The 26,733-nt window shown below is 62.7% G+C and carries 28 protein-coding genes and 1 pseudogene; 11 read left to right on the forward strand and 18 right to left on the reverse strand.

Features of this window, described 5'->3' with window-relative positions; all coding sequences use genetic code 11:
• Nucleotides 1-6: 6 nt before the first annotated feature.
• The 5 genes from N181_RS22490 to N181_RS22510 all read left to right on the forward strand — a co-directional run bounded on the left by N181_RS22490 (nucleotide 7) and on the right by N181_RS22510 (nucleotide 6,005).
• Entirely contained in the window at nucleotides 7-1,299 is a 1,293-nt protein-coding gene (locus tag N181_RS22490) for an ABC transporter substrate-binding protein (RefSeq protein ID WP_037432073.1), read from the forward strand.
• Between the two features lie 84 nt (nucleotides 1,300-1,383).
• Entirely contained in the window at nucleotides 1,384-2,325 is a 942-nt protein-coding gene (locus N181_RS22495) for a carbohydrate ABC transporter permease (protein ID WP_037432022.1), read from the forward strand.
• Entirely contained in the window at nucleotides 2,318-3,211 is an 894-nt protein-coding gene (locus N181_RS22500; RefSeq protein WP_037396365.1) for a carbohydrate ABC transporter permease, read from the forward strand. The genes N181_RS22495 and N181_RS22500 overlap by 8 nt, the downstream gene beginning before the upstream one ends.
• A 3-nt stretch (nucleotides 3,212-3,214) precedes the next feature.
• A complete protein-coding gene (locus tag N181_RS22505) occupies nucleotides 3,215-4,936 on the forward strand; it encodes a GH32 C-terminal domain-containing protein (RefSeq protein WP_037432024.1) in 1,722 nt (573 codons plus the stop codon).
• Between the two features lie 22 nt (nucleotides 4,937-4,958).
• Nucleotides 4,959-6,005, forward strand: a complete 1,047-nt coding sequence (locus N181_RS22510) for an ABC transporter ATP-binding protein (protein ID WP_037396370.1) — start codon at nucleotides 4,959-4,961, stop codon at nucleotides 6,003-6,005.
• Nucleotides 6,006-6,040: 35 nt separating this feature from the next.
• Here N181_RS22510 and N181_RS22515 read toward each other — a convergent pair whose 3' ends face one another.
• The 4 genes from N181_RS22515 to N181_RS22530 are packed head-to-tail and all read right to left on the reverse strand — an operon-like array spanning nucleotide 6,041 to nucleotide 10,184.
• Nucleotides 6,041-6,802: an ABC transporter ATP-binding protein gene (locus tag N181_RS22515; RefSeq protein WP_037396373.1), complete on the reverse strand. Its 762-nt coding sequence runs from the start codon at nucleotides 6,800-6,802 to the stop codon at nucleotides 6,041-6,043.
• Nucleotides 6,796-7,866: a FecCD family ABC transporter permease gene (locus N181_RS22520; protein WP_037396374.1), complete on the reverse strand. Its 1,071-nt coding sequence runs from the start codon at nucleotides 7,864-7,866 to the stop codon at nucleotides 6,796-6,798. The genes N181_RS22515 and N181_RS22520 overlap by 7 nt, the downstream gene beginning before the upstream one ends.
• Complete coding sequence (locus tag N181_RS22525) at nucleotides 7,863-8,999, reverse strand: ABC transporter substrate-binding protein (protein ID WP_037432028.1); 1,137 nt, start codon at nucleotides 8,997-8,999, stop codon at nucleotides 7,863-7,865. The genes N181_RS22520 and N181_RS22525 overlap by 4 nt, the downstream gene beginning before the upstream one ends.
• Before the next feature lie 51 nt (nucleotides 9,000-9,050).
• A complete protein-coding gene (locus N181_RS22530; RefSeq protein WP_037432030.1) occupies nucleotides 9,051-10,184 on the reverse strand; it encodes an ABC transporter substrate-binding protein in 1,134 nt (377 codons plus the stop codon).
• 103 nt (nucleotides 10,185-10,287) lie between these two features.
• On the opposite strand from N181_RS22530, the gene N181_RS22535 reads away from it, so the two are divergent.
• Nucleotides 10,288-11,097: a class I SAM-dependent methyltransferase gene (locus tag N181_RS22535; RefSeq protein WP_037432032.1), complete on the forward strand. Its 810-nt coding sequence runs from the start codon at nucleotides 10,288-10,290 to the stop codon at nucleotides 11,095-11,097.
• A gap of 239 nt (nucleotides 11,098-11,336) precedes the next feature.
• Nucleotides 11,337-11,780, forward strand: a complete 444-nt coding sequence (locus N181_RS22540; RefSeq protein ID WP_037396403.1) for a DUF4168 domain-containing protein — start codon at nucleotides 11,337-11,339, stop codon at nucleotides 11,778-11,780.
• Nucleotides 11,781-11,855: 75 nt separating this feature from the next.
• Here the strand turns inward: N181_RS22540 and N181_RS22545 are convergent, their stop codons facing one another.
• The 6 genes from N181_RS22545 to glgX all read right to left on the reverse strand — a co-directional run bounded on the left by N181_RS22545 (nucleotide 11,856) and on the right by glgX (nucleotide 16,326).
• Nucleotides 11,856-12,518 (reverse strand): DUF6766 family protein, encoded by a 663-nt coding sequence (locus tag N181_RS22545; protein ID WP_037396385.1) that lies wholly within the window; start codon nucleotides 12,516-12,518, stop codon nucleotides 11,856-11,858.
• A gap of 39 nt (nucleotides 12,519-12,557) precedes the next feature.
• Nucleotides 12,558-13,040, reverse strand: coding sequence for a hypothetical protein (locus N181_RS22550; protein WP_037432035.1), 483 nt, complete (start codon nucleotides 13,038-13,040; stop codon nucleotides 12,558-12,560).
• A 53-nt stretch (nucleotides 13,041-13,093) separates the two neighbouring features.
• Nucleotides 13,094-13,531, reverse strand: a complete 438-nt coding sequence (locus N181_RS22555; RefSeq protein ID WP_037396390.1) for a CBS domain-containing protein — start codon at nucleotides 13,529-13,531, stop codon at nucleotides 13,094-13,096.
• 87 nt (nucleotides 13,532-13,618) lie between these two features.
• Nucleotides 13,619-13,864 carry a DUF2934 domain-containing protein gene (locus tag N181_RS22560; RefSeq protein ID WP_037396406.1) on the reverse strand — a complete coding sequence of 82 codons (246 nt, stop codon included), beginning with the start codon at nucleotides 13,862-13,864 and terminating at the stop codon, nucleotides 13,619-13,621.
• Between the two features lie 90 nt (nucleotides 13,865-13,954).
• Nucleotides 13,955-14,134: a hypothetical protein gene (locus N181_RS34115; RefSeq protein ID WP_037396393.1), complete on the reverse strand. Its 180-nt coding sequence runs from the start codon at nucleotides 14,132-14,134 to the stop codon at nucleotides 13,955-13,957.
• Between the two features lie 101 nt (nucleotides 14,135-14,235).
• Nucleotides 14,236-16,326 (reverse strand): glycogen debranching protein GlgX, encoded by a 2,091-nt coding sequence (gene glgX, locus N181_RS22570; RefSeq protein WP_037432037.1) that lies wholly within the window; start codon nucleotides 16,324-16,326, stop codon nucleotides 14,236-14,238.
• A gap of 166 nt (nucleotides 16,327-16,492) precedes the next feature.
• Here glgX and treZ point away from each other — a divergent pair, with 166 nt between their 5' ends.
• Both treZ and N181_RS22580 read left to right on the forward strand, forming a co-directional pair.
• Nucleotides 16,493-18,289 (forward strand): malto-oligosyltrehalose trehalohydrolase, encoded by a 1,797-nt coding sequence (treZ, locus tag N181_RS22575; RefSeq protein ID WP_037432038.1) that lies wholly within the window; start codon nucleotides 16,493-16,495, stop codon nucleotides 18,287-18,289.
• Between the two features lie 83 nt (nucleotides 18,290-18,372).
• Nucleotides 18,373-19,014, forward strand: coding sequence for a UdgX family uracil-DNA binding protein (locus N181_RS22580; protein ID WP_037432075.1), 642 nt, complete (start codon nucleotides 18,373-18,375; stop codon nucleotides 19,012-19,014).
• Between the two features lie 4 nt (nucleotides 19,015-19,018).
• On the opposite strand, the gene N181_RS22585 is transcribed toward N181_RS22580, so the two are convergent.
• From N181_RS22585 to N181_RS22590, 3 genes and pseudogenes are all read right to left on the reverse strand, one after another.
• Nucleotides 19,019-19,741, reverse strand: coding sequence for a glutathione S-transferase (locus N181_RS22585; protein ID WP_037396419.1), 723 nt, complete (start codon nucleotides 19,739-19,741; stop codon nucleotides 19,019-19,021).
• Nucleotides 19,742-19,761: 20 nt separating this feature from the next.
• Nucleotides 19,762-20,056: pseudogene (locus N181_RS32195) on the reverse strand (DUF3175 domain-containing protein).
• Between the two features lie 23 nt (nucleotides 20,057-20,079).
• Complete coding sequence (locus N181_RS22590) at nucleotides 20,080-20,295, reverse strand: hypothetical protein (RefSeq protein ID WP_037432041.1); 216 nt, start codon at nucleotides 20,293-20,295, stop codon at nucleotides 20,080-20,082.
• 164 nt (nucleotides 20,296-20,459) lie between these two features.
• Here N181_RS22590 and N181_RS22595 point away from each other — a divergent pair, with 164 nt between their 5' ends.
• Nucleotides 20,460-20,774, forward strand: a complete 315-nt coding sequence (locus N181_RS22595; protein WP_037396425.1) for a hypothetical protein — start codon at nucleotides 20,460-20,462, stop codon at nucleotides 20,772-20,774.
• A gap of 20 nt (nucleotides 20,775-20,794) precedes the next feature.
• On the opposite strand, the gene N181_RS22600 is transcribed toward N181_RS22595, so the two are convergent.
• From N181_RS22600 to N181_RS22610, 3 genes are all read right to left on the reverse strand, one after another.
• The gene (locus N181_RS22600) at nucleotides 20,795-20,974 is read right to left on the reverse strand and encodes a hypothetical protein (protein WP_037432042.1); all 180 of its coding nucleotides are present in this window, start codon (nucleotides 20,972-20,974) and stop codon (nucleotides 20,795-20,797) included.
• 64 nt (nucleotides 20,975-21,038) lie between these two features.
• A complete protein-coding gene (locus N181_RS22605; RefSeq protein WP_037432044.1) occupies nucleotides 21,039-21,302 on the reverse strand; it encodes a hypothetical protein in 264 nt (87 codons plus the stop codon).
• A gap of 111 nt (nucleotides 21,303-21,413) precedes the next feature.
• On the reverse strand, nucleotides 21,414-22,685 hold the full coding sequence (locus N181_RS22610) for a DUF763 domain-containing protein (protein WP_037432046.1): 1,272 nt from the start codon (nucleotides 22,683-22,685) through the stop codon (nucleotides 21,414-21,416).
• 150 nt (nucleotides 22,686-22,835) lie between these two features.
• Between N181_RS22610 and N181_RS22615 the strand changes: the two genes are divergently transcribed.
• Nucleotides 22,836-23,384 carry a DNA-3-methyladenine glycosylase gene (locus N181_RS22615; protein ID WP_037396434.1) on the forward strand — a complete coding sequence of 183 codons (549 nt, stop codon included), beginning with the start codon at nucleotides 22,836-22,838 and terminating at the stop codon, nucleotides 23,382-23,384.
• An 8-nt stretch (nucleotides 23,385-23,392) separates the two neighbouring features.
• On the opposite strand, the gene N181_RS22620 is transcribed toward N181_RS22615, so the two are convergent.
• Together N181_RS22620 and katE are read right to left on the reverse strand one after the other, a co-directional pair.
• Nucleotides 23,393-24,496, reverse strand: coding sequence for an ATP-dependent DNA ligase (locus N181_RS22620; protein ID WP_037432048.1), 1,104 nt, complete (start codon nucleotides 24,494-24,496; stop codon nucleotides 23,393-23,395).
• A 24-nt stretch (nucleotides 24,497-24,520) separates the two neighbouring features.
• Nucleotides 24,521-26,638 carry a catalase gene (gene katE / locus N181_RS22625; protein WP_037432050.1) on the reverse strand — a complete coding sequence of 706 codons (2,118 nt, stop codon included), beginning with the start codon at nucleotides 26,636-26,638 and terminating at the stop codon, nucleotides 24,521-24,523.
• Nucleotides 26,639-26,733: the final 95 nt, after the last annotated feature.

Here is a 26,733-nt window from a genome sequence, read left to right on the forward strand (position 1 = left end):
ATAATCATGGGTAAACGTTTACTTCAAGCACTCATAGCGTCCGCGGCCTTGGGCGTCGTCATGACCCATGCCGAGGCGAAGACGGTCATCCAGGTGATGCATCAGGGCGATCCCGGCTGGGTCACGACCTATGGCGACGTCGCCAAGCGTTTCGAGGCGGCCAATCCTGACGTCGATGTCGAACTGATCTATGCGCCACACGACGCCTATAACGAGAAATTCAGCGCCGCCGTAATGTCCAAGCAGCTGCCGGACGTCATGGAGCTCGACGCGCCGTTCCTCGCCAACTACGTCTGGTCCGGCTACCTGCAGCCGATCAAGCCGTTGATCGACCAGGACATCCTCGAAGACATGACGGAGTCCAACGTCGCGCAGGGCACCTACCCGATCGACAAGGAGCTTTACGCCGTCGGCCTCACCGATTCCTCCGTCGTCCTCTACGGCAACAGGAAATATCTGGAAGCGGTCGGCGCCCGCATCCCGAAGGGAGTGGACGACGCCTGGACGCGCGAGGAATTCGAGGGCTACCTCGAGAAACTCTCGAAGCTCGAAGGCGTGAAGTGGCCAATCGACACGTTCCGTGGCTACGGCATCAAGACCGAATGGATCACCTATGCCTATGGCCCGATCCTGCAATCGGCGGGCTGCGACCTGATCGATCGCAAAACCTGGAAGTCGGTGGGGACTCTCGATAGCGATCCCTGCGTCAATGCGCTGACGATGATGCAGAAATGGGTGAAGAACGGTTGGGTCGTGCCGCAATCCTCCGGCACCAACCAGTTCTTCGCCGAGGGGCACCCGGCCGCCCTCGCCTTTGGCGGCCATTGGATCTATGCCGAAGCCGCCGCCTCGATGAAGGACGACATCGTGGTGATGCCGCTGCCGAAGTTCGGACCGAAGGGTGTCAGCCCGAACGGCACCTGGATCTGGGGCATCACCACCGCCTCCGAACATCCGGATATCGCCGGCAAGTTCGTGAGCTTCATGCTGAAGGACAAGCAGTACCGCGACTATGCCAAGGAGGATTCCGCCTATCCGGGCCTGAAGAGCTTCGCCGCGGATTCCCCCTTGTATAACGTCGGCGGTCCGATGGCGGTCGCCTTCGAGCAGGCATCGAAGACCGCGATCGCACGCCCGCCGCATCCGGCCTATCCGGCAATCACCTCGGCCTTTATGGGAGCAGTCGACGAAATCTTCAACGACGGCGACGTCAAGGCGGCGCTGACCGCGGCGGCCGAAAAGATCGACGAAGACATCGAAGAAAACGACGGTTACCCGCCCTTCGACGACCAGCAGTAGCGCTCGTCGGCGACCGCGCCCTATCGCGCGGTCGCCCATTGGTCGCACTGCGACCGACTTACGCAGTTGATTGAGGAGGAGATCATGACCTTGCAGCAACCGGCGCTGGCCGCGACGGCAGCCTTGGCGCGCCCTGCCCGACGCAGGGACAAGGGCCGCCTGTTCCAGGAGATCGGCATGCTCGCGCCGGCTGTGGCGCTGCTGACGATCTTCCTCATCGTGCCGTTCCTCCTGTCTTTCTGGACGGCGATGACCAATCAGCCGCTGGTGCCGCGTCCGACACCGGTCCGCTTCATCGGCTTCACCAACTTTCTGAGGATCTTGAAGGACGACCTGTTCTGGATCTCGCTCTGGAACGTCTCGCGCTTCACCTTCTGGATCCTGCCGGTGCAATGCGGGCTCGCATTTGCGACGGCCCTGCTGTTGCACCAGAAGCTGCCGTTCCGCAATTTCTTCCGCGGGCTTTTCTTCCTGCCCGCCATCACCTCGATGGTCGTTGTCTGTGTCATCTGGGGGACGCTATTCCAATATCCGACCGGGCCGCTCAACCAGGTGATCGGTTTCCTTTCCGCCGGCCGCATCCAGCCGATCGACTGGCTCGGCGACCCCAACTGGGCGATGTTCTCGATCGTGCTGCTCTCGGCCTGGCAGGCCTATGGCTTTCAGATGATCGTCTATCTTGCCGGGCTGCAGGGCATTCCGGATGAACTCTACGATGCCGCCAGGATCGACGGCGCCAATGCCTTCCAGCGCTTTTGGCATGTGACCATGCCCGGCCTGAGACCCACGCATGTCTTCGTGCTGGTCATCACGACCATTCAGGCCTTCAAGCTCTATACCCAGGTCGCAGTCCTCACCCAGGGCGGACCGAGAAGCAGCACCGAAACCGTGGTGCATTACATGGTGCGCACCGGCTTCGAAGAGCAGAAGCTTGGGCTCGCCTCGGCCGTCTCGGTCATTCTGTTCCTCATCGTTCTCGTCATCGCGCTCCTGCAGCGCCAGCTTCTGAGGCGTTTCGATGTCTGATCTCGTCCTTTCCGCAACACAAATGGAGGTGAAGCGTGAGCGCTCCGCGATCGGTTCGCTGCGCCTCGTGCAGACCGCCTGCATCCTCGTCATCGCCCTCGTCATCGTATCACCGCTCTTCATGCTGCTCGTCGCCAGCCTGAAGGACGATCGCTTCCAGATCCTCGCCGACATGGGCAGCTTCCGCGCCTTCTGGGTGTCGAACCCGACGCTGTCGAACTTCGCGGAGGTCGGCAATCTTTCGGGCGAGCTCGCCTACGGTCGTTATCTCCTGAATTCGCTGTTCATTCTGGCATGCACCGTCGGGTTTGGCCTCATCGTCAACTCGATGGCCGGCTTCGTGCTCGCCTGGGGATCGCTGCGCGGCCGCGCCTTGATCCTGTCGGTCGTCATCGCGCTCTATGTAATCCCGCAGGAAAGCATCATCATGCCACTCGTCATCATGGTGTCGCGCGCCGGCATGACCGACACCTTCGCCGTGCAGATCGTGCCCTGGGTCGCCAGCCCACTTTATATCTTCCTGTTCTACCAGTTCTTCGCACAGCTTCCGAAGGAGCTCTTCGAAGCGGCCGAGATGGACGGTGCTTCGGTGTTCCGCATCTACCGCTCAATCTTCCTGCCGCTCAGCCTACCGGCGCTCGCCACGGTCTCGATCCTGATGGGGATCGAGGCCTGGAACCAGTATCTCTGGCCGATCCTGGTGACGCAGACCGATTACGCCCGGCCGATCGCCGTCGCGATTGCCACCTTCTTCGGCCAGGACAGCATCTACTGGGATCGCGCCATGGCGGCCTCGGTCCTGATGATGATCCCGATCCTCGCCCTCTATCTCGCTTTCCAGCGCTGGTTCGTAAGTTCCTTTGTTGGCTCCGCCGTGAAAGGTTGATCAATGACAAGCCATGCAAACCCCTCCTCGCTTCTCGGCAGCAGCGTCAAGACGCTGAGCGCCGTCCTGCCTGCCGGCACGACAATCCATGCCTGGCTGAAGGCCGCGCGTGCGGAAACGCTGGCCGAGCTACGCGCCAGCCAGGAGGGGCGAGAAATCGGCCGGATGATCACCCACAATTCGGAGGAATTCGAGTTCCAGGCCCTGGTGCTCGAGGCAGGCGGAGAAACAGCCCTCGCCTACGATGCCGCGGCGACGGCCGTCTCGGTTGTCTATGCCTTCTCGAACGACGACGTGCTGGAAAAGGGCATTCACGTGCTCTATGGCAGCGAGGAGAATGCCGCGCCCGCCGTTCCCGGCAGCTACCATTTCCGTCCGCCCTTCGGCTGGATGAACGATCCGAACGGTTTCGGTCGCTTCGCCGACAACGTCCACCTCTTCTACCAGCACTATCCGCACAGTCTGCGCTGGAACACCATGCATTGGGGCCACGCGGTCTCCGACGACTATCTGCACTGGAGACACCTGCCGATCTTCCTGTTGCCTTCGGCGGAGCTTTCGGCGCGCCCCGACGGTCGCGGCGGGGCCTTTTCCGGTTCGGCCATTCCGCTTGCAGGAGAAAAACCGGGCATCCGCGTCTTCTTCACCGAGCAGGTCAAGGATCGCCTGCCCGAGGAGCAGATCCAGTTGACGGCTGTCACCGGCGACCAGATCAGCGCCGGCCCTGCCGAAATCATTCTTCCCGCGCGCCCCGCCGGCCTCGACCTGACGATGGACTTTCGCGATCCCTATGTGTTGAGGGGCCCGGACGGACGCTGGAAGATGCTTCTCGGCAGCCGCGACCACGCCGGCGGCGTCATCCTGCTCTACGAGACCGCCGATCCGGACGCCGCAGGCGGCTGGATTTTCGTCGGCATTCTGCACCGCGAGAACCGTTTCGGCATGACAGCGGCCGAATGCCCCTGCATCGTGCCGCTCGACGGGTCGGCCGACGATCCGCAGACCCGCTGGGCGCTGATCTTCGGTCTCTTGACCAGCCGCGACCCGGCGACCGGCCGCCGCAATATCACCATCGCGACCGTGGGTCGCTTCGATGGCCGGAACTTCGTCAAGGAATTCGAGCAGGAACTCGATTTCGGCACCGACGCCTACGCCTTCCAGGCCTTTGTCGACCAGTCCGCGCCCGTCGGCATCGCCTGGCTCGCCAACTGGACGGAAATCTCCAAGAAGATCGACTTTCCGACGGCCATGACGCTGCCGCGCCGCGTCCTCATCAGGAATGGCGCACTGCTGACCCCGCCGATCGAGGCCGTCGACACGCTGCGTCAGCAGCTTGTCGACGAAAACCGGCTACTAGCAGGCGAAACAGTAAAGCTCGGCAACGGCGCCGTCGAGATGATCATCGATCTTGCGGCAGATGGCGCGGCCTTCGATCTCGAATTCGACCACCCGGACGTCGAACTCGGCCTCCGTCTCGACCCGGAAGGGTTGAGCATCCTCTACGACGTGCCGGACGGCAAATGGTTGCCCCGCTATATCGCTGCCGGCGCACGGCCCTCGACGCTTCGCATCTTCCTGGACAAGGGCTCGATCGAGGTCTTTGCCGACAACGGCCGCTGGACGGGGACGAAGCGACTGCCCGGCTTCGAGGGCGTTCGCTCTGCGCGCCTCAGTGCGCCGGCAGGGAACGTCGCGATCGCCAGGATCTGGCAGCTCAAGCTCTGAATGACGAGAAAGGGAGGAATGCATGGCATCCGTCACGATCCAACAGGTCCGCAAGCAGTATGGCGCCGTCCCGGTGATCCACGGCGTCTCCATGGACATTGAGGATGGCGAGTTCGTCACTCTCGTCGGCCCGTCCGGCTGCGGCAAGTCAACGCTGTTGCGCATGCTCGCCGGGCTCGAGGACATCAGCGGCGGCGAGATCCGCATCGGCGGCCGCGTCGTCAACGACGTAGCGCCGAAGGAGCGGGACATCGCCATGGTGTTCCAGAGCTACGCGCTCTATCCGCATATGACGGTCGCCGAGAACATGGGCTTCGCACTGAAGCTCAAGGGCGAAGGCAAGGCGGCGATCGAGAAGCGCGTGCGCGAGGCGGCGGATATTCTGGCGCTCGGGCCGCTGCTCGACCGCCTGCCGAAGCAGCTTTCCGGCGGCCAACGCCAGCGTGTCGCCATGGGACGGGCGATCGTCCGCCACCCGCAGGTCTTTCTGTTCGACGAGCCGCTGTCGAACCTCGACGCCAAGCTGCGCGTCACCATGCGAGCCGAGATCAAGGACCTGCACCAGCGCCTGAAGACGACGACCGTCTATGTCACCCACGACCAGATCGAGGCAATGACCATGGCGGACCGGATCGTCGTCATGCGCGGCGGCAATGTCGAGCAGATCGGCAAGCCACTCGAGCTCTACGACCGGCCGGCAAACACTTTCGTCGCGACCTTCATCGGTTCGCCTGCGATGAACCTGTTCGAGGGTTCGCCCGCCGACGAGGGATTCGTCACGCGTGACGGCGTCTTTCTGCCGATGCCGGGCGACTATCAGGGGGCGGCGGCCGCGATCTACGGCATCCGCCCGGAACATCTCGTCATCGCCGAGAGCGGCGTGCCGGCGACGGTGGTGGTCGTCGAGCCGACCGGATCTGAAACGCATGTGCTTGTGAAGCTCGGACCGTCAGATGCCAACCTGGTCCTGCGAGATCGGATCGATCTTGAACCCGGCCAGCCGGTGCGTGTCGCCCCGGATCTCGCGAAACTGCATTTGTTTTCCGCCCAGGGGACGCGCGTCAACTGACGCGCTTCCCGGAGTTCGAGTGTCGTGTCGCCCGGTCACCGAACAGGAATGGAATCGTCGACGATGATCACCGGCCGACCGAGCGAACAGGCCTCGACGCGGGCTTCGACACGATAGACGGATTTCAGCATGTCGGCGGTGATCACCGTCTCCGTCGGACCGCTCGCCGCCACCGAGCCGCTACTGATCACGATCGTATCGTCGCAATAGCGAAGCGCGTGGTTCAGGTCGTGCAACGCGATCAGCACCGCCATGCCGGATTGGGCCGACAAGCGCTTCATGAAGCCGAGCACTTCGATCTGGCGAAAGAGGTCAAGCGCCGAGGTCGGCTCGTCCATCAACAGAACCTCGGGCTTGCGCACCAGCGCCTGGGCGATCGACACGAGCTGCCGCTGGCCGCCGGAAAGTTCGCCAAGACCGCGAAACGCCAGGTCGTCGATCCTCAATGCCGCCAGCACCCGGTCGATTTCGGCAAGCTCGTCGTCCTTCACCTTCCAGCCGGAACCCTGCTTGGCCGACAGCAGAACGGATTCGTAGACCGTCAGCACCGCGTTGGCGCCGGTATCCTGCGGCATGTAGCAGATCGTCTCCGGACCCTTGGCCGTGTCGGAAAGGTGGACGAGGCCCGGACCGGCCGCGAGACCGGCAATGCGCTTGAAGAGCGTCGATTTGCCGGCCGCATTCGGCCCGATGACGGCGGTCAGGCGTCCGCCTTTGAGCTCGCCCGTATTGATGTTAGACAGCACGGTGCGCCGGCCGTAGGTGGCGCCGACCGCGTCGAGCCTCAGGGCTACCATGCCCGCCTCCTGTTGGTGAAGATCAGCACGAAGAAGAACGGAACGCCGACAAGCGCCGTGATGATACCGATCGGCAGCACCGCACCGGGAATGATCATCTTGCTGACGACGGAAGTCGTCGAAAGCAAGAGCGCGCCGCAGAGCACCGAAGCCGGCAGAAAGAAACGTTGGTCTTCGCCGACCAGCATGCGGGCGATGTGCGGACCGACGAGACCGACGAAACCGACCGTGCCGACGAAGGAGACGGGGATCGCCGCCAGCAGGCTGACGATCAGCATCGTCTCCAGCCGCAGCCGGCGAACATTGATGCCGAAGCTCGCCGCCTTGTCGTCGCCGAGTCTGAGCGCCGTCAGCGCCCAGGCATGACGGGCAAAGAGCGGTGCGGCGAAAGCCAGTACGGCCGCGGTGATCCAAACCTTGGGCCAGGTCGCCTTGGTGAGGCTGCCCATCGTCCAGAAGACGACGGCGGCGAGCGCCTGTTCGGAAGCAAGATACTCGAGCAGCGACAGCGCCGCGTTGAAGGTGAAGACGAGGGCGATGCCAAGCAGCACGATGGTCTCGACGGTGACGCCGCGCATGGTCGATGCGAAATGGATGAAGAGCGCCGCCAGCATTGCCATCAGGAATGCGTTGAGCGGCACCATGTACTGAACGGCGACTGGAAAGACCGCGACACCGGCGACGAGGCCGAGCGCGGCGCCGAAGCCGGCAGCCGCCGAAATGCCGAGTGTAAAGGGGCTCGCCAGCGGATTGGCGAGGATCGTCTGCATCTGGGCGCCGGCGACCGACAGGGAAGCGCCGACAGTCACTGCCATCAGCGCGATCGGCATGCGGATATCCCAGATCACCACACGAAGCTGGTCGCTGACGGCCCCGGAGTTGAACAGCGCCGTCAGAACGTCCGCAAGCGGGTAGTTCGCCGGTCCGAGCGCCATATCGACAGCAACTGAGAGAAACAGAGCGGCGATGAGGCCCGAAAGCATCAGCAGCCGGCGCGCGACAAGGGCGCGGTAGCGACCGCGCCCTTCAACACCGGCGATTTCGTCGGCGACGGCGGCCATCATTCACCCCCGTCCGAAAGCGAGACGAAATAGCCCGGCCGGTAGGCGATCGGAAGGAACTTCTCGTGGAATGCGCGGAAGCTCCGGTCCGGATCGATATCGGCGAAGAGCTCCGGATGGAACCATTTGGCGAATTGCTGGATCGGCACGAATTCATAGGGCGCGCCGTAGAACTGATGCCAGACGGCATGGACCCTGCCCGCCTTGACCGCATCGAGCGTGGCAAAGGCGGGCCTCTGCATCAGCCCCTTCAGCCGCTCCCGCGCCGCGCCCGGATCGGCACCGCGTCCGACCGCCACGTACTGGTTGACGTCGGACTCGGCCGACCAGTTGCTGCCGGTGACGATCACATGATCCGGGTTGGCAACGACGAGTTGCTCGGCATTGAGGTCGCCGAAGGTCGCGGTGATCACGTCGGCGCCGATATTGTGGCCGCCGGCCTTTTCCACCATCTCGCCGAAGTTCGCCGGGCCGAAGGTCCGGCAGCAGACAGTCTCGCCGGTAATGCCGGGCGAGCGCTCGATGAACACCTTTGGCCGCGTAATCGCCCCGGCTTTGGCGAGACGATCGGTGACGACAGCGATCTGATCACGACGCCAATCGATGAATTCCTTCGCCCGCGCTTCCGCGCCGAAAATCTGGCCGAGGATCTCCACGGACCTTTCGCTGTTCTTCGCCGGGTGGACGCGGAAATCGAGATAGACGACGGCGACACCGGCCGCGGCCGCCTTGTCGATGAAACCCGATTCCTCGACGGCATCTCGCGCTTCGAGGTTCAGCGTAAGCACGTCCGGCTTCAGCACGATCGCCGCCTCGAGGCTGAAATCGCCGCTCGGGATATAGCCGAAGCGCGGCAGCGTCTCTATCGCCGGAAAGCGTTCGCGATAGCCGTCGTAGGAATCCGGATCCTTCTTAATCAGATCGTCGCGCCAGCCGACGATCGTGTCGAAGACATGCTCGCCCTTGAGCGCCGCCGCAACGTGGATCTGGCGCGCCTCGCCGAGCAGGATCCGCTTGGCCGGTAGCTCGATCTCGACCTTGCGGCCGGTGACATCGGTGATTTCCGCCGCAACGGCCGTCGACGCCGCCAGCACTGCTGCAACGAGCGCTGAGAGAACGCAGTTCAGTATCCGCATGACAAACCTCTCGAAAAGCGTTCGGAGGGCTTGCGCCCTCCGATCCGGATTTTACTGGCCGACATTCAGCGACACGAAGTAGCCGCTCTTGTAAGGCAGAGGCAGGAAGCGTTCGTGCAATTCCTGGAACGTCGCCTCCGGGTCAAGATCCTCGAACAGGTCCGGATGCAGCCACTTGGCAATCTGCTGGATGGCGACGAACTGGTAGGGATTGTTGTAGAACTGGTGCCAGATGGCGTGGATATTGCCCTCTTTCACCGCCTTCACATCGGTGAAGGCCGGACGCTTCGTCAGGTTCTCGAGCTTGCGGAACGCCTCCCTTTCGTCGGCGCCATAGCCGACACCGACCCAGTTGCCGCCCGGCACGTAGCCTTCCCAATTGCCGCCGGTGATGATGATCTGATCCGGGTTAGACGCGATGATCTGCTCCGGATTGACCGTCCCGAAGGTCCCCGGGATGATGTCCTTCGCCATGTTGATGCCGCCGGCGAATTCGACCATCTTGCCAAAATTCTCGTTGCCGAAGGACATGCAGCAATCGTCCGAATAGCCGCCGGCGCGCTCGACGAAGACGAGTGGCTTGTTTGGATTGGCCTTGGCCAGCACATCGGTCACCTTGGCGATGCTGTCGGCGCGGAACTTGATGAAGTCCTCGGCCTTTTCTTCCTCGCCGAACAGCTTGCCGATCAGGCGCATGCTCGGCTCGGTGTTTTCCATAGGCTTTTCGCGGAAATCGACATAGACGAGCGGAATGCCGACCTTCTCGAGCTTCTCGATATAGCCCGCCTCTTCCGTTGCCGTCTTGGCGTCGACATTCATCAGCATGACGTCGGGCTTCAGCGCCACCGCCTGCTCGATGTCAAAGGTTCCGTCCTTCATGCCGCCGAAGGCCGGCAGCTTGGCGATGTCCGGATGCTTGGCGAGATAGGCGGCATAGGTTTCCGGGTCGGCCTTCGCCAGGTCGTCGCGCCAGCCGACGATGCGCTTGAAGGGCTCGTCCTTGTCCAGGGCGCCGACGAAATAGATCTGCCGTCCTTCGCCCAAGATCACGTGCTTGACGGGGACGTTCACCTCGACCTCGCGGCCGGTGATGTCTTTCACTTTCACCGTTTCAGCGAACGCGGCGCTTGAAAACAGGACGCACAGGCCCATGGCCGCGGCGGCCACCCTGTTGAAAACTTTCATTGATCCCTGCTCCGTTGGAAAACGCCGCCTTCTAGTATTTCATGACTTTACCAGTCAACATATATCTTTTAGAACGCTTCCAAACAGTTGAGGTTGAGTATCGATGAGCGACGTGGCGGCGGGCCGAAACTACGATCTGCGCGACGAGATCAAGGCCTATTGGTCGGAACGTGCCGCCACCTTCGATCTTTCTCCGGGCCACGAGATCTTCTCCGAGGAGGAACGCGCCGCCTGGCACCGGCTTTTCCTGCGCCATCTCGGTCGCGGCGACGGTCGCGCCGCACTCGACCTGGCGAGCGGCACCGGCGTCATCTCGCACCTGCTCGACGACCTCGACTTCCAGGTCACCGGCCTAGACTGGGCCGAGCCGATGCTCGAGAGGGCGCGGCAGAAGGCACAAAGCCGACGGCGTGCCATATCCTTCCGCATCGGCGACGCGGAAAACACGATGGAGCCGGACGACCACTACGACGTCATCGTCAACAGGCATCTCGTCTGGACGCTGGTCGATCCGGCCAAGGCCTTCACCGAATGGCTGCGCGTGCTGAAACCAGGCGGCACGCTTCTGGTCGTCGATGGCGATTTCGTCAGTACGAGTGCGCTGGAGCGGCTGTTCTCGAAACTGAGCGCCTGGGGGCAGAGCGCGGGTATTTTCAAGCCGGACGCACCCATGCACTCGCGCGAAATGATGGAAATCCATCGCAACATCCTTTCCCGCGTCCATTTCGCCAACGGGGCCCGCGCCGAGGCAGTCGTCGAACTTCTCCGCGCCGCCGGCTTCACGGACATTGTCGTCGATACCGATCTCGGCGAAATCCATCGGATGCAGGCGAAAAACTGGAACTTCTTCAAGGGACTCGCGCGACGGAGCCAGCACCGCTACGCAATCCGCGCAAGCAAGCGTGAGGTCTGAAGCCAGCAGAACCTACTACCACTAGCTGCACTCAATTCCACGTCGGGAAGAGTGTTCAAGGCCACAAAGCTGCCGCGCAATGGTCAGCAAATTGCCCCGACATCGCCTAACCGAGCACTTCTGAGGGCTACATGGTCGATCGCTGCTCCGTTGTTATCGACACGGAGCGGTTGAACGAGGCGGTATTGCTGCCGATCACGTCATGCACGTCCAAGAGGGCACGTCCAAGAGGAATGAATATGATCACTCGTTACACCCCCGTTGCATCGCTGACCGCTGCAGTCTTCAGCTTGATGGCTTTCAGCCCGGCATCGGCGCTGGAACTGGCCCAGGCACAGGAAACACAGCCGACGCAGCAGGCGCCGGCTCAGCCGGGCGCCAAGAGCGCCCCGATCAGCGAAGAGAAGATTGAGGCATTCGCCGTCGCCTACCTCCAGGTCGACAAGGTCCGGCAGGAATATTCCGCCAAGATCGGCGCGACACAGGATGCAGCGGCAAAGGAGAAGCTGCAGACCGAAGCCAGCCAGCAGATGGTTAAGGCCGTGGAGGCTTCGCCAAACATATCGGTCGAGGAATATACGACCATTCTGACGACCGCACAGAACGATCCGGCGCTTGCCAAGAAGGTCGAGGAAAAGCTTCAGAGCACCGCACCTGCGCAGCAGGCTCCAGCACAGCAGTAAGCTGCGCACCGCATCGCAGGGATTTCGGCGTTCCGGGCATCAGTGATCGGAACGCCGAAGCGATTCTGGCGGCGGCTATTTTCCGGTCGCGCCGTACGGCGCTGCGACCGGCTTGGACTCCGGCGACCCGCGGAAACGCAGGAAAATGGAAAGGACGACCAGCAGCAGGGTGGACAGGAATTCCGATTGCCAGTTCTGAAAGCATTCGAACCAGAATTCGGCATCTGCCAATCGCGTCCATAAGTCGAGAGGCGGCTCGCCATGGCGCATGGCCTCGATGTTTCCGGCCGCGGCACTGGCACGCAGGTGGAAGACAAAGCTCAGGACGAACAATCCGGCAAGGGCGATTCCCAGCGAGTAGGAATAGAGCGTCCTGACCAGTCGCCCTTGCCGAACGGGCCACGGGGCGCTCGGATCGTTCTTCATCGTCAAAGGATCTTCGTCCAGCCCGGACCGCGGACCGTCCGGATCCCTGGATTCGGCGGAGCCGCGCTGGTAGAGAAACGCCGTGAGGCAGACATAGGCCGCCATCTGCAGGAACTCGCTTTCCCAGTTTTCGAAGAGAGCCGACAGGAAGTGGCCGGTAGCGAGATAGCTGGCGACGGTTACAGTCGGCTCGCCGTGCATAATCGCCTCCTGATTGAAGGCATTCGTGCCGGAGAAAATCATGCCCGCGATGGTTGCAGAGGTGAAGATGGTCAGTGTTATGCTCAGTCCATTGTCACGCAAGAACGACATTCATTTTCTCCGCCCGTTGCGGTTCGTGTCCCCCAACCCTCAAGTGACCAGCCAGAAGAAGGCCCCCGACACGAGAATGAAAAGGCCGATCGCAGCGAGCAAGCGAAGCATCCCGGCATTAGTCGTATTGCCGAGGACCCTGTTCCAGGCATCTCCACCCGTTCCGTCGTCACCATTTTCCTGAAAGTCCGGAGCGGAGGACTCCTCGGCGATCTGGCTGTCGTGATGTTTCGGCCTGATCGGTTTACCGCCGCCGCTGTAGTCGCGTGGGGACGGTTGTGGTGGGTCAACCGACATCTCAGCACGCAAGTCCTGGACGCCGCTGCCGACGTCCGAAGCATCGGCTACATGGTCTTCGCCGGAAGCGCTCTCCGGCGGCGCCAGATCGCGCTCTCCTGTCCGCGGCTGCGGGCCGAGGCGACGGGCCGGCCACGCCACATCGGGCGACTGCGCCGTCCGATGCGGGCGCCGCCCGGCGGGGCCAGCCTTCCCGGGGTCTCCGTTATCCTGTTTCTGTGGCATGCTGCCTCCATGATCGGCGCCCACGAAAGGCGCCGATCCGATTCGAGGAGTGGTCAGTGCCGCTCGCTCTGATTGTGCTCACCACCGGGCATGGTCACACCCTTCAGGCCCGTGCCCGCTGCTGCGGGCTGTTCGCGAGCGGCATCCGCCAGCGACACGATGCCGACGAGGCGCTTGTCGCGATTGACGACGGGCAGGCGCCGCACCTGGATATCACCCATGTTGCGCGCCACATCGTCCACTTCCTCGTCCTCGAAACAGTATTTGACGTCGGTCGTCATCACGTCTCGCACTTTCGCTTGCGGATCGAGCCCGTCGGCCACGCCACGGACGACGATGTCGCGGTCCGTAACCATGCCTACCAACCGGTCATGGTCCTCGACCGGCAAGAAGCCGATGTCGTTCTCCGCCATCTGCCGCGCCACATCTCGGATCGTGTCGTTTGGGGTCACCAGATGAACGTCTCTGGTCATAATCTCCGATACATGCATTGTCCTGCTCCTTTTCTTGGAAGGCGTTGCCTGCTCCGACCAAGCCGTTCACGGCTGCGCCGAAGCAGGTATGTGGGAAGCGGCGTCTCAGTGCGCTCGCGCTCCGTTCCTGGCGGATCTTCCGCGGGCAGCAGGCGGCTTCGGGGTCGACACGGCATTGGTCGCTCCCTCGGTTTCAAGGTTCTCACCTCCATCGGGATTCGATGCGCCCTGCCCCTGCATTTCCCGCGCTGCCTGCTCCCAGTGGCGCAGTTCCTGGCCGGCCGGACGGCCTTCCTGCTCCCAGATCGCGTAAGCCCTGCGCCTGATGAGTTCTTCCCTGTCGTTTTCCATGTCCCTTACCTCGCTGTTGGAACGCCTGTCGGCGAAATTCAAACGGGAGGCCCCGCCCATTTGTTCCATGGGTAAAAAGCTATTCTAACTTCAGCCGTCCAGGCTGCCGCCATATTGCGGCGGCTGCGGATTCTCGTCGGGATTTGGTATCGGCGCCTCGTCCGGCAGACGATCGGGCTCAGGCTCACCGATCGGCGGTTCCGGATCGCAGGGCGGCGGTTGTGGCGGGATTGGTTCCGGCTGGCGCGGATTTTGCACTGCTGCCTCCATTCGTCGGATACATCGATGATCCCATGCTTTCCTTTGGACAATGCCGCTCGCTCCCGAATGCTTCGCCCGCGAACGCAGAGCGGACGGCTGCTGCGAGCCTCTCACCCGCCAGCTTCATGGGGGACAAAAACGGCGACGCTCTGCTGAGGGATCATTTCACGATCCTTGGCGCCCCGGGCGACGAACGCATCGTCCTCGGCGGTATTCAGCGCCCATTGCCATGTTTCCGAGCCGTGTACTGGGGGTAGCGCGACTTCACAGTCGCCGCCGGCGTTGAAGACGAGGAATATCTCCCCTGCCGGGGCCTCGGCGGGCGCGAGGTGGCAGAGATAGACGCCGAGGACGCGCAATTCGCCGTCGCCCCATGCGTCCTCGTCCATGCGGCTGCCATCGGGCTTGTACCAGGCGACCTCGATGCGTCCATGCTCGTCGGTAGCTCCCTCCAGAAAGTTCTCCTGGCGCAGCACTGGGTGCTCTCGCCGGAAAGCGATCATCTTGCGGCAGAAGGCGAGGAAGGCGTCGTCCGGCTTGCTCCAATCGATCCAGCCGATCTCGTTGTCCTGGCAATAGGCGTTGTTGTTTCCGCTCTGGCTGTTGCCGAACTCGTCGCCACCGAGGACCATCGGAACGCCCTGGCTCACCATCAGGGTGGCCAGCATGGCAAAGCGTCGCCGCCGGCGCGCCTCGTCGATCCCCGGGTCATCGGTCGGCCCCTCGGCGCCCATATTGTCGGAGTGATTGTCCGAGTGGCCGTCGCGATTGTCCTCGCCATTGGCCTCGTTATGCTTCTCCGCGTAAGAAACGGTATCCATCAGCGTGAAGCCGTCATGCGCGCTCAAGAGATTGACGGAGGTGGTGGCGCCGCGACCCGAATGGTTGAACTGGACCGGCGAGCCGGAGAGCCGTTCGGCCAGCACCGGCACAACGCCACCGTCTCTCTTCCAGAAGCGGCGGACATCGTCGCGGAAGCGATCGTTCCACTCGCGGAAGGGTGGCGGAAAGCCGCCGAGCTGGTAGCCGCCATCCCCGATGTCCCAGGGTTCGGCGATGAGCTTGACGCCGGCCAGGATCGGATCCTGCCTGATCGCGTCGAAGAAGCCGCCCTCGCGGTCGAACTCCATGTCTTCGCGCCCAAGGGCGCTCGCCAGATCGAAGCGGAAACCGTCGATGTGCATGACGCCGACCCAATAACGGAGGCTGTCGAGCACCATGCGCAGCACCATCGGATGCGCAACGTTCAGCGTATTGCCGGTGCCTGTCATGTCGTAGGTATGCCGGAGCTGCTCCGGCGACTGGCGGTAATAGCTGAGATTGTCGAGACCCCGGAAGCTGAGCGTCGGCCCGTGCTCCGAACCCTCGGCGGTATGGTTATAGACGACGTCGATCAGAACCTCGATGCCGGCGGCATGGAAGCGCTTCACCATCGTCTTGAACTCGGTGATCCGGGTGCCCTTCATGTAGCGCGCCTGCGGTGCGAAATAGCCGAGCGGCTGGTAACCCCAATAATTCCTGAGGCTTCGCTCGATGAGGTAGCGGTCGTCGAGGAAATACTGCACCGGCAGAAGCTCGATGGCGGAGACGCCGAGTTTCACCAGATGATCGATGATCGGGTCGCTTGCCATACCGAGGAAGGTGCCGCGCAACTCGTCCGGCACGTCCGGATGCGTCATGGTCATGCCGCGAACATGGGTCTCGTAGATGATCGTCTCGGTCCAGGGGCGGCGGATCGCCTCTTCGCCGTCCCAGTCGAAGTTCGGATCCTGAACGACGCCCTTCACCATGATCGGGGCGCTGTCGCGCTCGTCGAAGGAAAGATCGCCTTCCGGACTGCCGATCGTGTAGCCGAACAGCGCGTCGTCCCAGACGAATTCCCCTGCCACTAGCTTGGCATAGGGATCGAGGAGCAGCTTGTTCGGGTTGAAGCGATGCCCGTTATGCGGGTCGTAGGGTCCGTAGGCTCGATAGCCGTAGAGGGTGCCTGGCCCCACCCCTTCGATATACCCGGACCAGATGTCGCCTTCGCGCTTCGGCAGCGGCAGGCGGGCCGTTTCCCTGCTGCCGTCTTCGGAAAAGAGACAAAGCTCGATCTTTTCGGCATGCGCGGAGAAGACCGCGAAATGGGTGCCGTCGCCGGTGTATTCGGCGCCGAGTTCCGGCTTCAGGAAATCGAGTTCGGAGAAAGCCACATTCATTCGTGTCGTCGTGCCCCCCTGCAGCGTCCTAGAACTGAGGGGGCAACGCCGACCGCGGTATTTTGTTCCTGACGGGACCTCGCAGGCACCCGGTCGCGGCGGAACTTTCGCCCATCCCGGCAGTTTTCGTCTCTTGCCGATCTCGCTAGCAGCAAGGGGAATGCGAATGCTCGACCGTGTCCGGAAGACCTGGGGCGCCCACCTCGCCGCAGGCGGCATCGCGCAGTTTCGCTTGTGGGCACCCGACGAGCCTGTCGTTCGTCTTGTTGTCGACGGCACTTCGCACGCGATGCGCTCGCTCGATGGCGGCTGGTTCGAAGTCTCCGCCCGGGCGGGAGCGGGAGACCGCTACTGGTTCGAGCTTTCCGACGGGTCCTGCGTTGCCGATCCCGCCGCCTGCGCCCAGGCGGAGGGCGCTTTTGGCCCATCAGTACTCGTCGATCACTCGGCCTATGGGTGGAAATCCGCTTCGTGGCGCGGCCGGCCGTGGGAGGAAGCGATCATCTCGGAACTGCATGTCGGCTGCTTTACACCGGAGGGCACCTTTCAGGCGGCTGCCAAGCGGCTGCCGCACCTCGCGGAGGCGGGGATCACCGCCATCGAGATCATGCCGGTCGCCGAGTTTCAAGGCGAACGCGGCTGGGGTTACGACGGCGTGCTGCCCTATGCGCCGCACCATGCCTATGGGACGCCCGACGATCTCAAGGCGCTGATCGATGCGGCGCACGGGCTCGACATGATGGTCCTGCTCGACGTCGTCTATAACCACTTCGGACCCGAGGGCAACGATCTGACCCGCTACGCCAGCCGCTTCTTCAACAGCGACCGGCCGACCCCGTGGGGCGCCTCGATCGCCTTCGAGGAGCCCGCAGTGCGGCGCTACTTCATCGAGAACGCCCTCTATTGGCTGGGGGACTTCCGCTTCGACGGGCTGCGCCTCGATGCGACGGACCAGATACGAGATACGAGCGAGCCGCATTTTCTTGCCGCGCTGGCGCGCGAGGCAAGCGAAACGTTTGCCGATCGCAACGTCCATCTGCTCGTCGAGGACGCGACCCGTCGCCGCAATCTGGTGCGGCGCAACGACGACGGGACGGTCGCGCTCTACACTGCCGGGTGGAACGACGATTTTCACCACGCGTTTCATGTCGTCGCGACTGGCGAAGACAGGGGCTTCTACCAACCGTTCGCCAAGCATCCGTGGCAGGCGATGCGCGAAGCCATGAGCGACGGCTTCGTCTCGCCGAAAACGGCGAAGGGGATTGCGCTTGATCCGACGGATGGGCTCCACCGGACGGATGGTCGTGTGCCGCCCCAGGCGAGGGTGAGCTTCCTGCAGAACCACGATCAGATCGGAAATCGGGCTTTTGGCGAGCGCCTCGCTTCGCTAGGCGATAGTGTTCAACTGCGCGTGATGACGGCGTTGCTGATGCTGTCCCCACAGATTCCGCTGCTCTTCATGGGCGAGGAATATGGGGAAAGCCAGCCGTTTTTCTTCTTCGCCGATTATCAGGACGAACTCGGCGCGGCCGTTCGTCGGGGGCGGCTGGAAGAAGCCCGGAGCTTCGGCGGCATGCCGCACGGCAAGACGGCCGATGATCTTCCCGATCCCCTCGATCCTCGGACCTTTGCCGCTTCCAAGCTTCACTGGGAACGCGCAGAGAGCGCGGCCGGCAGGACACATCTCGCCTTCATGGGCCAACTCGCCGACGTCCGGCGGCGGCACATTGTACCTCTGCTGTCGGATTGCAGTCTGCCGAGTTTTGAGGTCCATGCCGCCCGGGACGGCATTGTCGCCATCGACTGGTCGTTCGGCGGCCCGGTGCTCGAGTTGCGCGCCAATCTGTTGGCGGAAACTAGGCCCGTTCCGCCGATCCATGGCGATCCAATCTTCGGCGGAGAGACCCTGGAAGGCGCGGACCTGTCGGGGCCGGGCGTCGTTGTTGCCGTCAGGCGTGATTAGACCGGCGAATGGAACATGCCCACAGCCTCGCGGTTTGATCCTGCGTTTGAATGGTCCTGGATCGAGGCTCCGCCTTGAAGCGCATGTCGACTGAACCTGTCAAAATGGGACCGGCGCTCTCCGGCGAGCATGCCGAGGCACGCTCCATGGCGGCACTGCGCAAGCAGGCCGAGGGTTGCGAGCGCTGCGATCTCTACAAGAATGCGACGCAACTCGTGTTCGGCGAGGGACCGGCGAAAGCTCGCGTCGTGCTGATCGGCGAACAGCCCGGCGATCGCGAGGATTTGGCGGGCCGGCCATTCGTCGGGCCGGCCGGGCGGATCCTCGACGAGTGCCTGCATGAGGCGGGCATCGATCGATCCAGCTGCTATCTCACCAACGCCGTCAAGCACTTCAAGTTCGAGCAGCGAGGCAAGCGCCGGCTGCATTCGCGGCCCAATGCGGGCGAGATCGAGCGCTGTTCCTGGTGGCTCGGCGCAGAACTCGAGACGCTTCACCCGAAGGTCGTCGTCGCGCTCGGCGCAACGGCGCTTTCATCGCTGCTCGGGCGTAGAGCCGGGGTCATGAAAATCCGCGGCGACCTGATCGCCACGCCCGCCGGCTACCCGGTTCTCGTAACGATCCACCCGTCCTATCTTTTGCGGATCCGGAACAAGGAAGATGCCGCGGCGGAACGCGGCCGCTTCGTCAAGGACCTCGCCAAGATCGCGGCGCACGCCGGTTAGCGGCTCAGGATGGACGCTCGAGTTCCGGATAGTGGCGGAAAATGCAGGATTCGTTGAAGGACAATCGCCGGTCAGAGCTTAGATACCTTCGAATGCGTGGCCGCGCCGCGACGGCGTCATGCAGCGCGATCAGCGCCGGCGCATTCTCTTCATTGGCACGCATCGCATGCGGGAACGCGTAGCGGAGCCCCTCAACCAGCTGGAACAGCGAAAGATCGACATAGCTCAACTGCCCGCCGACACTCTGCGCCGGGCCCTTGGGATTTTGCTTCAGAACACGTTCGAAATAGCCGAGGTATTTCGGCAGTCGCTCCGACAGAAAATTCGTGGTGCGCTTCGATGCTTCGGGCTTCTGCTCTTCGTAATAGAGCGACACGCCAATCGGGTGGTGCGTGTCGTGAACTTCTGCAACGCAGTCGGTGATCGTCAGTTGCAGGCCGTTGGCGACGTAGCGAAGCCCCTCTTCTTCGGGCGCCAATTCCAGCCTCGGGCCGAGGTAGAACAGGATATTGGCGACGTGCGAGACGACTCGTTCACCGTCGATCAGAAAGGGTGGCGCGAAGGGGGCGGTAGCGTCTCCAGCGTCCTTCATGAGCTTCAGCATCGCACCTGTTCCGCCCGGTTGGCGCGCCACATCGACATAGTCGGCGCCAGCCTCCTCCAGTGCGAGGCGGACGAATTCACCGCGGCCGGGAATTCCGTCCCAGTAATAGAGCTTGAATGTCATGGAGGCCCCTCGCTAGCAGTTCAGCCTTTGGGCTCCCGCCCAAAATCCTTTCGGAGTTCGTCCTTCGCCCTTTCGAGGACGCGCCGCTGTTCGTCGCCCAACCCCCGATCCGGCCCTGTTGATATAGAAGGTCAACATGGACATGGCGGATCGGAATGCACTCGTTTTTCGTCGGTCGCTCGCTTCAGCCGACCGTTTCAGCGAATGCGCAATCTTCCGCAGATCGTCCGAGGCAAAAACACCAGGCTCGATGTCCAGCGCGTTGCTATGCGCCGTCACCTCTTGCGACCATTTCGTCGTCTTTTTACTACGCATGCCCATCGAGCCCAACGGGCTGCTCAGCGCAGCCACACCGGCAACTCGGAAGCCTGCCGAAATTCACGCGCCCGGTCCTTCCAGCCGAGCTTTTCCCAGGCGAATTGCTGCGCGGCGATCCTTGCCGTTTCCTTCGTGGGATAAAAATCAGGCAACACATAATCCTTGTCGCCGCAGCAGAGCAGCGCTCTGCCGCTCTTCAGATCGAAATGAAGCTCAAGGCATTCCTCTGCATGCATCGCATCCCTCCCAAACATGATTCATGGTAACGGCCCTTGCGAGAGGAAGTTCCAATCCGTCGTGAAAAGAAGTGCAACCAAATCCGCATCGCCCGCCCTTTCGCAGCACACCATGGGAACAACGGAGGGTGCTCGGAGTTTAGGGCGCTTATGGGAGACCAGCCATGAGCAAGCAGGGAAAAGTGCGATCATCGACCGTGGCACCGCCTGATGTCGACGAGCCGACCGATGCATTGGGACGCCACACGCGGAAGACTGAAAGCCCTGTGCGGCAGCAGATCAACGCCATGCGAGAACGCATCGCCGAGCTCGAGGCCGAGATCGATGCCATTGCGACCGAGGCGCATACCGCGATCGGCACACTGCCCGGCGCCGACCGCATCGAAACGGCAAAGGATGTGGTGGCCGAGAAGCGGGAGAAAATTCAAAGGCTGAGGACGCACTTGGAGGAGATCGAAAAGCTGGCTTCGACCGGCTAGCCCCAATCGCGCCGAGGGCGTTAGAAGACGATCATCCAGACTCCACGCCAGAAGAGCGAATTCGGATCGTCGAGGTCTTCGCGCTCATCAGCCCTATTGGGCGATTGGTCTCTTGCGCGCCGCGGCCGAGCCTCTGACTGCAGCATGCGCCGTTCTTCGACTTCCTCCTCAGTGACCGGCTTTCTGATGATCAGCATCATGAAAACCTTCCTGTAGGCCAAGGGGGACCGTGGCCGAAAAAGGTTCCATCGAGGGGTCGCGGGATCAGTCGCGGTCGATCAACTTGAAAAAGCGGCTGACTTTTCCCTCGGCCGTTTTGTCCTGGTAGAGGAAGGCCAGCTTGCTGTCATCGAATATCTTGAAGAAATCCCCCCAGGAGATTTCCTCCAGCCTTTGCTCTGGCTTGCCGAAATCGATGCGCAGCAAACCTCCGTCGGCGGCGCCCTTGACGCGCGCCGGGTGGCCATCGCGGGCCTCAGCCCATTTGCGGATCGTGTCGTGATCGGTCGTGGTCTTCGAAGCGCTCACCGGGACCTCCTTCAGCTTTTGTCGTCTTCGCCCGCGAAGGCTGGAACAAAACACGTCTTCGCCCGGCGCTTGCCGACTCTAATCAGCCGCTTGAAGGATTGTTCCGCTGTATCAGTATCCGGTGCGGACGTTCGCGGCCCTCTGGTCTTCCTGGTGCTCCGCCTCCCAGCCGAACACGCTGCGCCCGCCAAGGCGGGCCGAATCCCTGAATTCGTCTGCAACGATTTCCTTGAGGTCCGGACCGGTGACGTAGCGCTCCAGACGACGCGACTGCTCGTCGAGCCGCCTCAAGGCAGCCAGTTCTTCCTCTCGCCCGAGCCGCCCTTTCTGCACCGCCGATTTCATCACATTGATCGTCTCGTCATAGACCTTGAGCGGCACCGGAAAGGGGTGGCGGTCCTTGCCGCCATGGGCCAGCGAAAAGCGCGCCGGATCGGAAAAGCGGCAAGGGGTGCCGTGCACCACCTCGGCGACCATGGCGAGCGCCTTGACGGTGCGCGCCCCGACGCCCGGGACGAGCAGCAGTTCCTCGAAATCCTTCGGCCCCCGATCGGCGGCGGCGGCAAAATTGCCGTGCAGCCGCCGCATGTTCACGTCGCTTTCGCGCACATCGTGATGGGCCGGCATGACGAGGTGCGGCAGCATCGGTTGGACCGGAGCCGCCGGGGCGCCCCCAGTTTCGATCACCGCCAACTCGCGCACCAGCCCATCGGGACCCAATGCGCTCAGAAGATCGAGCTGGCTTGCCCGCGAGCGAGCCGCGCGCCGGTCGGCAAGATTGATGATCTCGCCCTGACCCCGCCCCTCGATCGCCGCATGCGGCGAATTGACGAAGCTTTCCAGACCCTCGGAAAGCCAATGATAACGTCTCGCCTGCCGCCGGTCGCCGTTCATGCCCTGCTGGACGACGACCCACTTCGCATCGCCGGAGACGATGAAGCCGTGGAGATAAAGGTCGAAGCCGTCCTGAACGGCGGCACTGTCGACTTTGGCGACGAGGCGGCTCGCTTCGGCAAGCCTCGCGCCGTCGAAACCGATGCGGTCGCCGATCGACACAAGTTCGCCCGGCGTCTTGCGGGAGTGCTGGCCACGGCCGCCGCAGACGTGAATGCCGAGTTCGCCCGAAAGCGGCGTGAGGCCGCGCTTCAAGGCGCCGATCACGCTGGTGGTGATCCCCGACGAATGCCAGTCCATGCCCATGACCGCGCCGAAGGACTGGAACCAGAACGGGTGGGCAAGCCGCCTCAGGAATTCGTCGCGTCCGTAATGGTGGACGATAGCCTCGGTGATCAGCGTGCCGAGGCGTGTCATGCGGTCGCCGAGCCATCTCGGAACCCGTCCGCCATGCAGCGGTAGATCCGCATTGCCTGCTCGTTGCGCCATTGTCTTCGGTCCTTCTTCTACAGTCTCGACGGCAGACTACATGCTTCAGATGTTCGCGGAAAGTTCTCAGTGGCTGCGCAAGGAATCCCGGGTACAACACTGGCGAGCGTAAGGTATGAGCCTATATCACCGACCGAGGAGTTCCGCCGATTGAATTGGGATGACAGCTTCTTTGCTCGTGACGCCGTCGCGGTCGCGGCGGACCTGATCGGTGCCGAATTCGCCGTTTCCGGCGTCGGCGGCATCATCATTGAGACGGAAGCCTATCTTCCCGACGATGCGGCCTCCCACAGTTTCGCCGGTGCGACCAACCGCAATCGCTCGATGTTCGGCCCGCCGGGCCATGCCTATGTCTATCTGTCCTACGGCCTTCACTGGTGCCTGAATTTCGTCTGCCTGCCCGGCAGCGCCGTGCTCATCCGCGCGATCGAGCCGAGATGGGGGCTGGAGACGATGCAGGAGCGGCGCGGCGTTTCGCAGGACCGACTGCTTTGTTCCGGCCCGGGCCGGGTCGGTCAGGCCTTGGCGATCGGCAAAGCAGAAGACGGCCTGCCCCTCGGTCGTGAACCCTTTCGACTGAGCCCGCCGGCCAAACGGCTGCCGCTTTCCTCCGGCTTCCGCGTCGGGATTTCCAAGGCTGTCGAGCACCCATGGCGCTTCGGGCTGAAGAATTCGCCCTTCCTCAGCCGCAAGTTCTAGCGTCAGGATCAACTGCTTCGCCGCGGCTCGATCTGCTCATAGGTACATTGGCGTGGATCCTTGTCCGGACGCCAGCGCATCAGTTTCGTGCCATGGCGAAAGCGACGGCTGCTGACCTGATCAAACCTCACCTCGACCACCAGCTCCGGACGGACCGGTTCCCATTTGGCGCTGCGCTCCGTGCTCCAGCGGCTCGGACCGCCGGGTGCCTTGCCGGTGAAGCCGGGCGGCTCCCGCAATGCCTCAAGCCGACGCGTCAACGTGGGCCGTTCCTTGTCGGAAATTGTGGCGGTGAAGCCCACATGATTGAGCGTCCCGTCCGTGCCGTAAAGGCCAAGCAGGAGGGAGCCGACCTCGACGCTGCCGCTCTCGTAACGGAAGCCACCTACGACACAATCAGCCGTCTTCAGACGTTTGACCTTCACCATCGCGCGCTCGCCGCATTCGTAGGGCCTATCGCGCCGCTTGGCGACAACCCCATCGGTGGCGCCCGCTTCCCAAGAGGTGAGCCAGTGCTCGGCCTCCTGCCGGTCGAGCGTGAAGGACGAAAGCTCGAGCCTAAACTCAATGGCATTCTCGGCGGCAAAGGCTTCGAGTGACGCTCGCCGGATAGGAAGAGGCTTATCGGTCAGGATAACTCCCTTTGCGTCGACCAGCATGTCGAACAGGATGAGACGAGCCGGCGCTTGTTGCGAAAGCTTCTGAACGCGGCTTGCCGCCGGATGCAGGCGCATCTGCAGGGCGTCGAAGGAAAGACGCCCGTCGACTTCGATCACCAGCTCGCCATCGACGACGAATTGTGAGGCGCCTAGTTGCCGCAGCAGCGCGATAACCTCCGGGAAGAAGCGCCCGAGCGGCTTGCCGGATTTGGCCCTGAGATCGACCTCCTTCCCGGATTTGAAGGCAAGGCAGCGGAAGCCGTCCCATTTCGGTTCATACTGCCATGCGCCGTCGCTCGGGATTTCGGTAGCGGAGCGTGCCTCCATCGGCGCCGTGCTGACCGGCAAGGCGAAGCTACCGGCGGTTCCCCCTCCGTTGGTCGCCTTCGCCTTTGCGGTCAGGCGCGACGTCCCGGCCCCCTTGGTCGGTTTTCGGTGCGCGGGTGACGGCATCGTCCACTCCCTTACGGCCTTGACCTACTTCAGCTTCACAGCAGGTTCTCTGGCCCAGACACGCAGCTTGCCGAGTTCCTTGAGGAAGGCGGCGACACTCGCGGCATTGGTGAGTTCGATCGTTCCCTCGTCGAGGGACTCGGCAATGCCTGCTCTCTGCATGAGAGGCAGCGCCGCTCCGGCGTAGCCGATGAATTTGCAGTGGGCGAAGGCGTCGGCCACGAAATCGCGGGCGGTCGCGACGTCCACCAGATCGGCAACGGCCTCTGCAGACGGGAGAAGAACCACTGCGTCGTAGAGCACGGATGGGCCGCCATCGAGCATCTGGTGGGCTGCGACCCACTTGCCGTCCGAGGCGGTGAAGCCGCCGACCTTCGGGGCGATCAGCTCGAACACGGCCTTCTCGTTAGTGACTGCCGCCGTGACTGCGTCAAGCAGCGTGGCATCGGCGCCCTCCGTTGCCAAGATGCCAAGTTTGCGGCCTTCGAAGCGCTTCGGACCGCGCTCGACAATACTGAGCGCCGGCGACGGATCGAGATCCTGTCGGGTCGCAACGGCGGCTTCAGCCGGCTTCGGCATTGTTTTCAAGCCGAGTGCATGACCAACCTTCTTACCGAGAGTCTCGTCGATGTTGAGGAGATGGGCAACCATGCGTTCGCGGATCACCGGCGTCTGCACCTTGCTCAACTCGAAGGTCAGGGCGTCGGCGATATGTCGCTGTTCGGGCGGCGTCTGGCTGATGAAGAACTGTCGGGCCTGGCTGTAGTGATCGGCGAAGCTCTCGGCTCGGATGCGAAGCTTCGGTCCTTGCTCTTCCGACGCGAAATGGCGGAAGCCCTTTGCAGGCGACTCGCGCGGCCCCTCGCCCCAGGAATTCGGCTGGTAGTTCACTCGTCCGACCGGATTGCGCATGGCCATATGGCCGTCCTGCTGGAAGTGCTGGAAGGGACATTTGGGCGCATTGATCGGCAGATGCGAGAAATTCGTACTGCCGAGCCGCTTCAACTGCGTGTCGAGATAGGAGAAGTTGCGTCCCTGCAGCAAAGGGTCGTCGCTGAAATCGATGCCCGGTGGCACGTTCTGCGTCATGAAGGCGACCTGTTCGGTTTCGGCGAAAAAATTGTCCGGCATCCGATCGAGAACCAGCCGGCCGACCGGCTTCGGCGGCAGGACCTCCTCCGGAATGATCTTGGTCGGATCGAGAATGTCGAAGTCGAACTTGTCGGCGAACTTCTGGTCGAAGAGCTGTACCTGGAGCTCCCATTCCGGAAAGCTGCCCGACTGGATGGCTTCCCAAAGATCGCGGCGGTGGAAGTCGGGATCCGCACCGTTGATCTTGACGGCCTCGTTCCAGGCGACGGACTGGAGCCCGAGCTTCGGTTTCCAATGGAACTTGACGAAGGTCGACTCGTCCTTGGCATTGACGAAGCGGAAGGTGTGAACGCCGAAGCCCTCCATGAAACGGAAGGAACGGGGGATAGCCCGGTCCGACATGACCCACATGACCATATGCATGCTTTCAGGCGTCAGGCTGATGAAGTCCCAGAAATTGTCATGCGCCGATTGCGCCTGGGGGAACTCCCGATCGGGCTCCGGCTTCACCGAATGAATGACATCGGGAAACTTGATCGCGTCCTGGATGAAGAAGACCGGGATGTTGTTGCCGACGAGGTCCCAATTGCCCTCCTGGGTGTAGATCTTCACCGCGAAACCGCGCACGTCGCGCGCAAGATCGGCGGAGCCCTTGCTGCCGGCGACCGTCGAGAAGCGCACGAAGGCAGGGGTCTTTTCGCCTGGCCGCTGGAACACGTCCGCCCGCGTATACGCGGCAAGCGATTCATAGGTCTCGAAGAAGCCGTGCGCGCCATAGCCGCGTGCGTGCACGACGCGCTCCGGGATACGCTCGTGGTCGAAGTGGAAGAGCTTTTCACGGAAATGGAAATCCTCGATCAGTGTTGGGCCGCGCGCGCCGGCGCGCAGACTGTTCTGGTCGTCGGCCACCGGTCCGCCCTGCGCCGTCGTCAAGATGGGGGTGTCGCCTTCGGCAATCTGATGAAGTTCCCCACCGTTGCCGCGTGTTGCCTTCTGGTCATGGATGGTGGCCGGCTTTGAATTGTTCGGCACTGAGGGTTTCTTGGCCATCGGGACGCTCCTTGATCGAGGAAGGGAATGCCACGAAACCTTGGTCGCCGAGGTTGGTTCCCCGGCGAGCCGAATTTTAGGGCGCTTGAGGGGTC

Source organism: Sinorhizobium fredii USDA 205 (genome assembly GCF_001461695.1).
GTDB classification, from domain to species: Bacteria; Pseudomonadota; Alphaproteobacteria; order Rhizobiales; family Rhizobiaceae; genus Sinorhizobium; species Sinorhizobium fredii.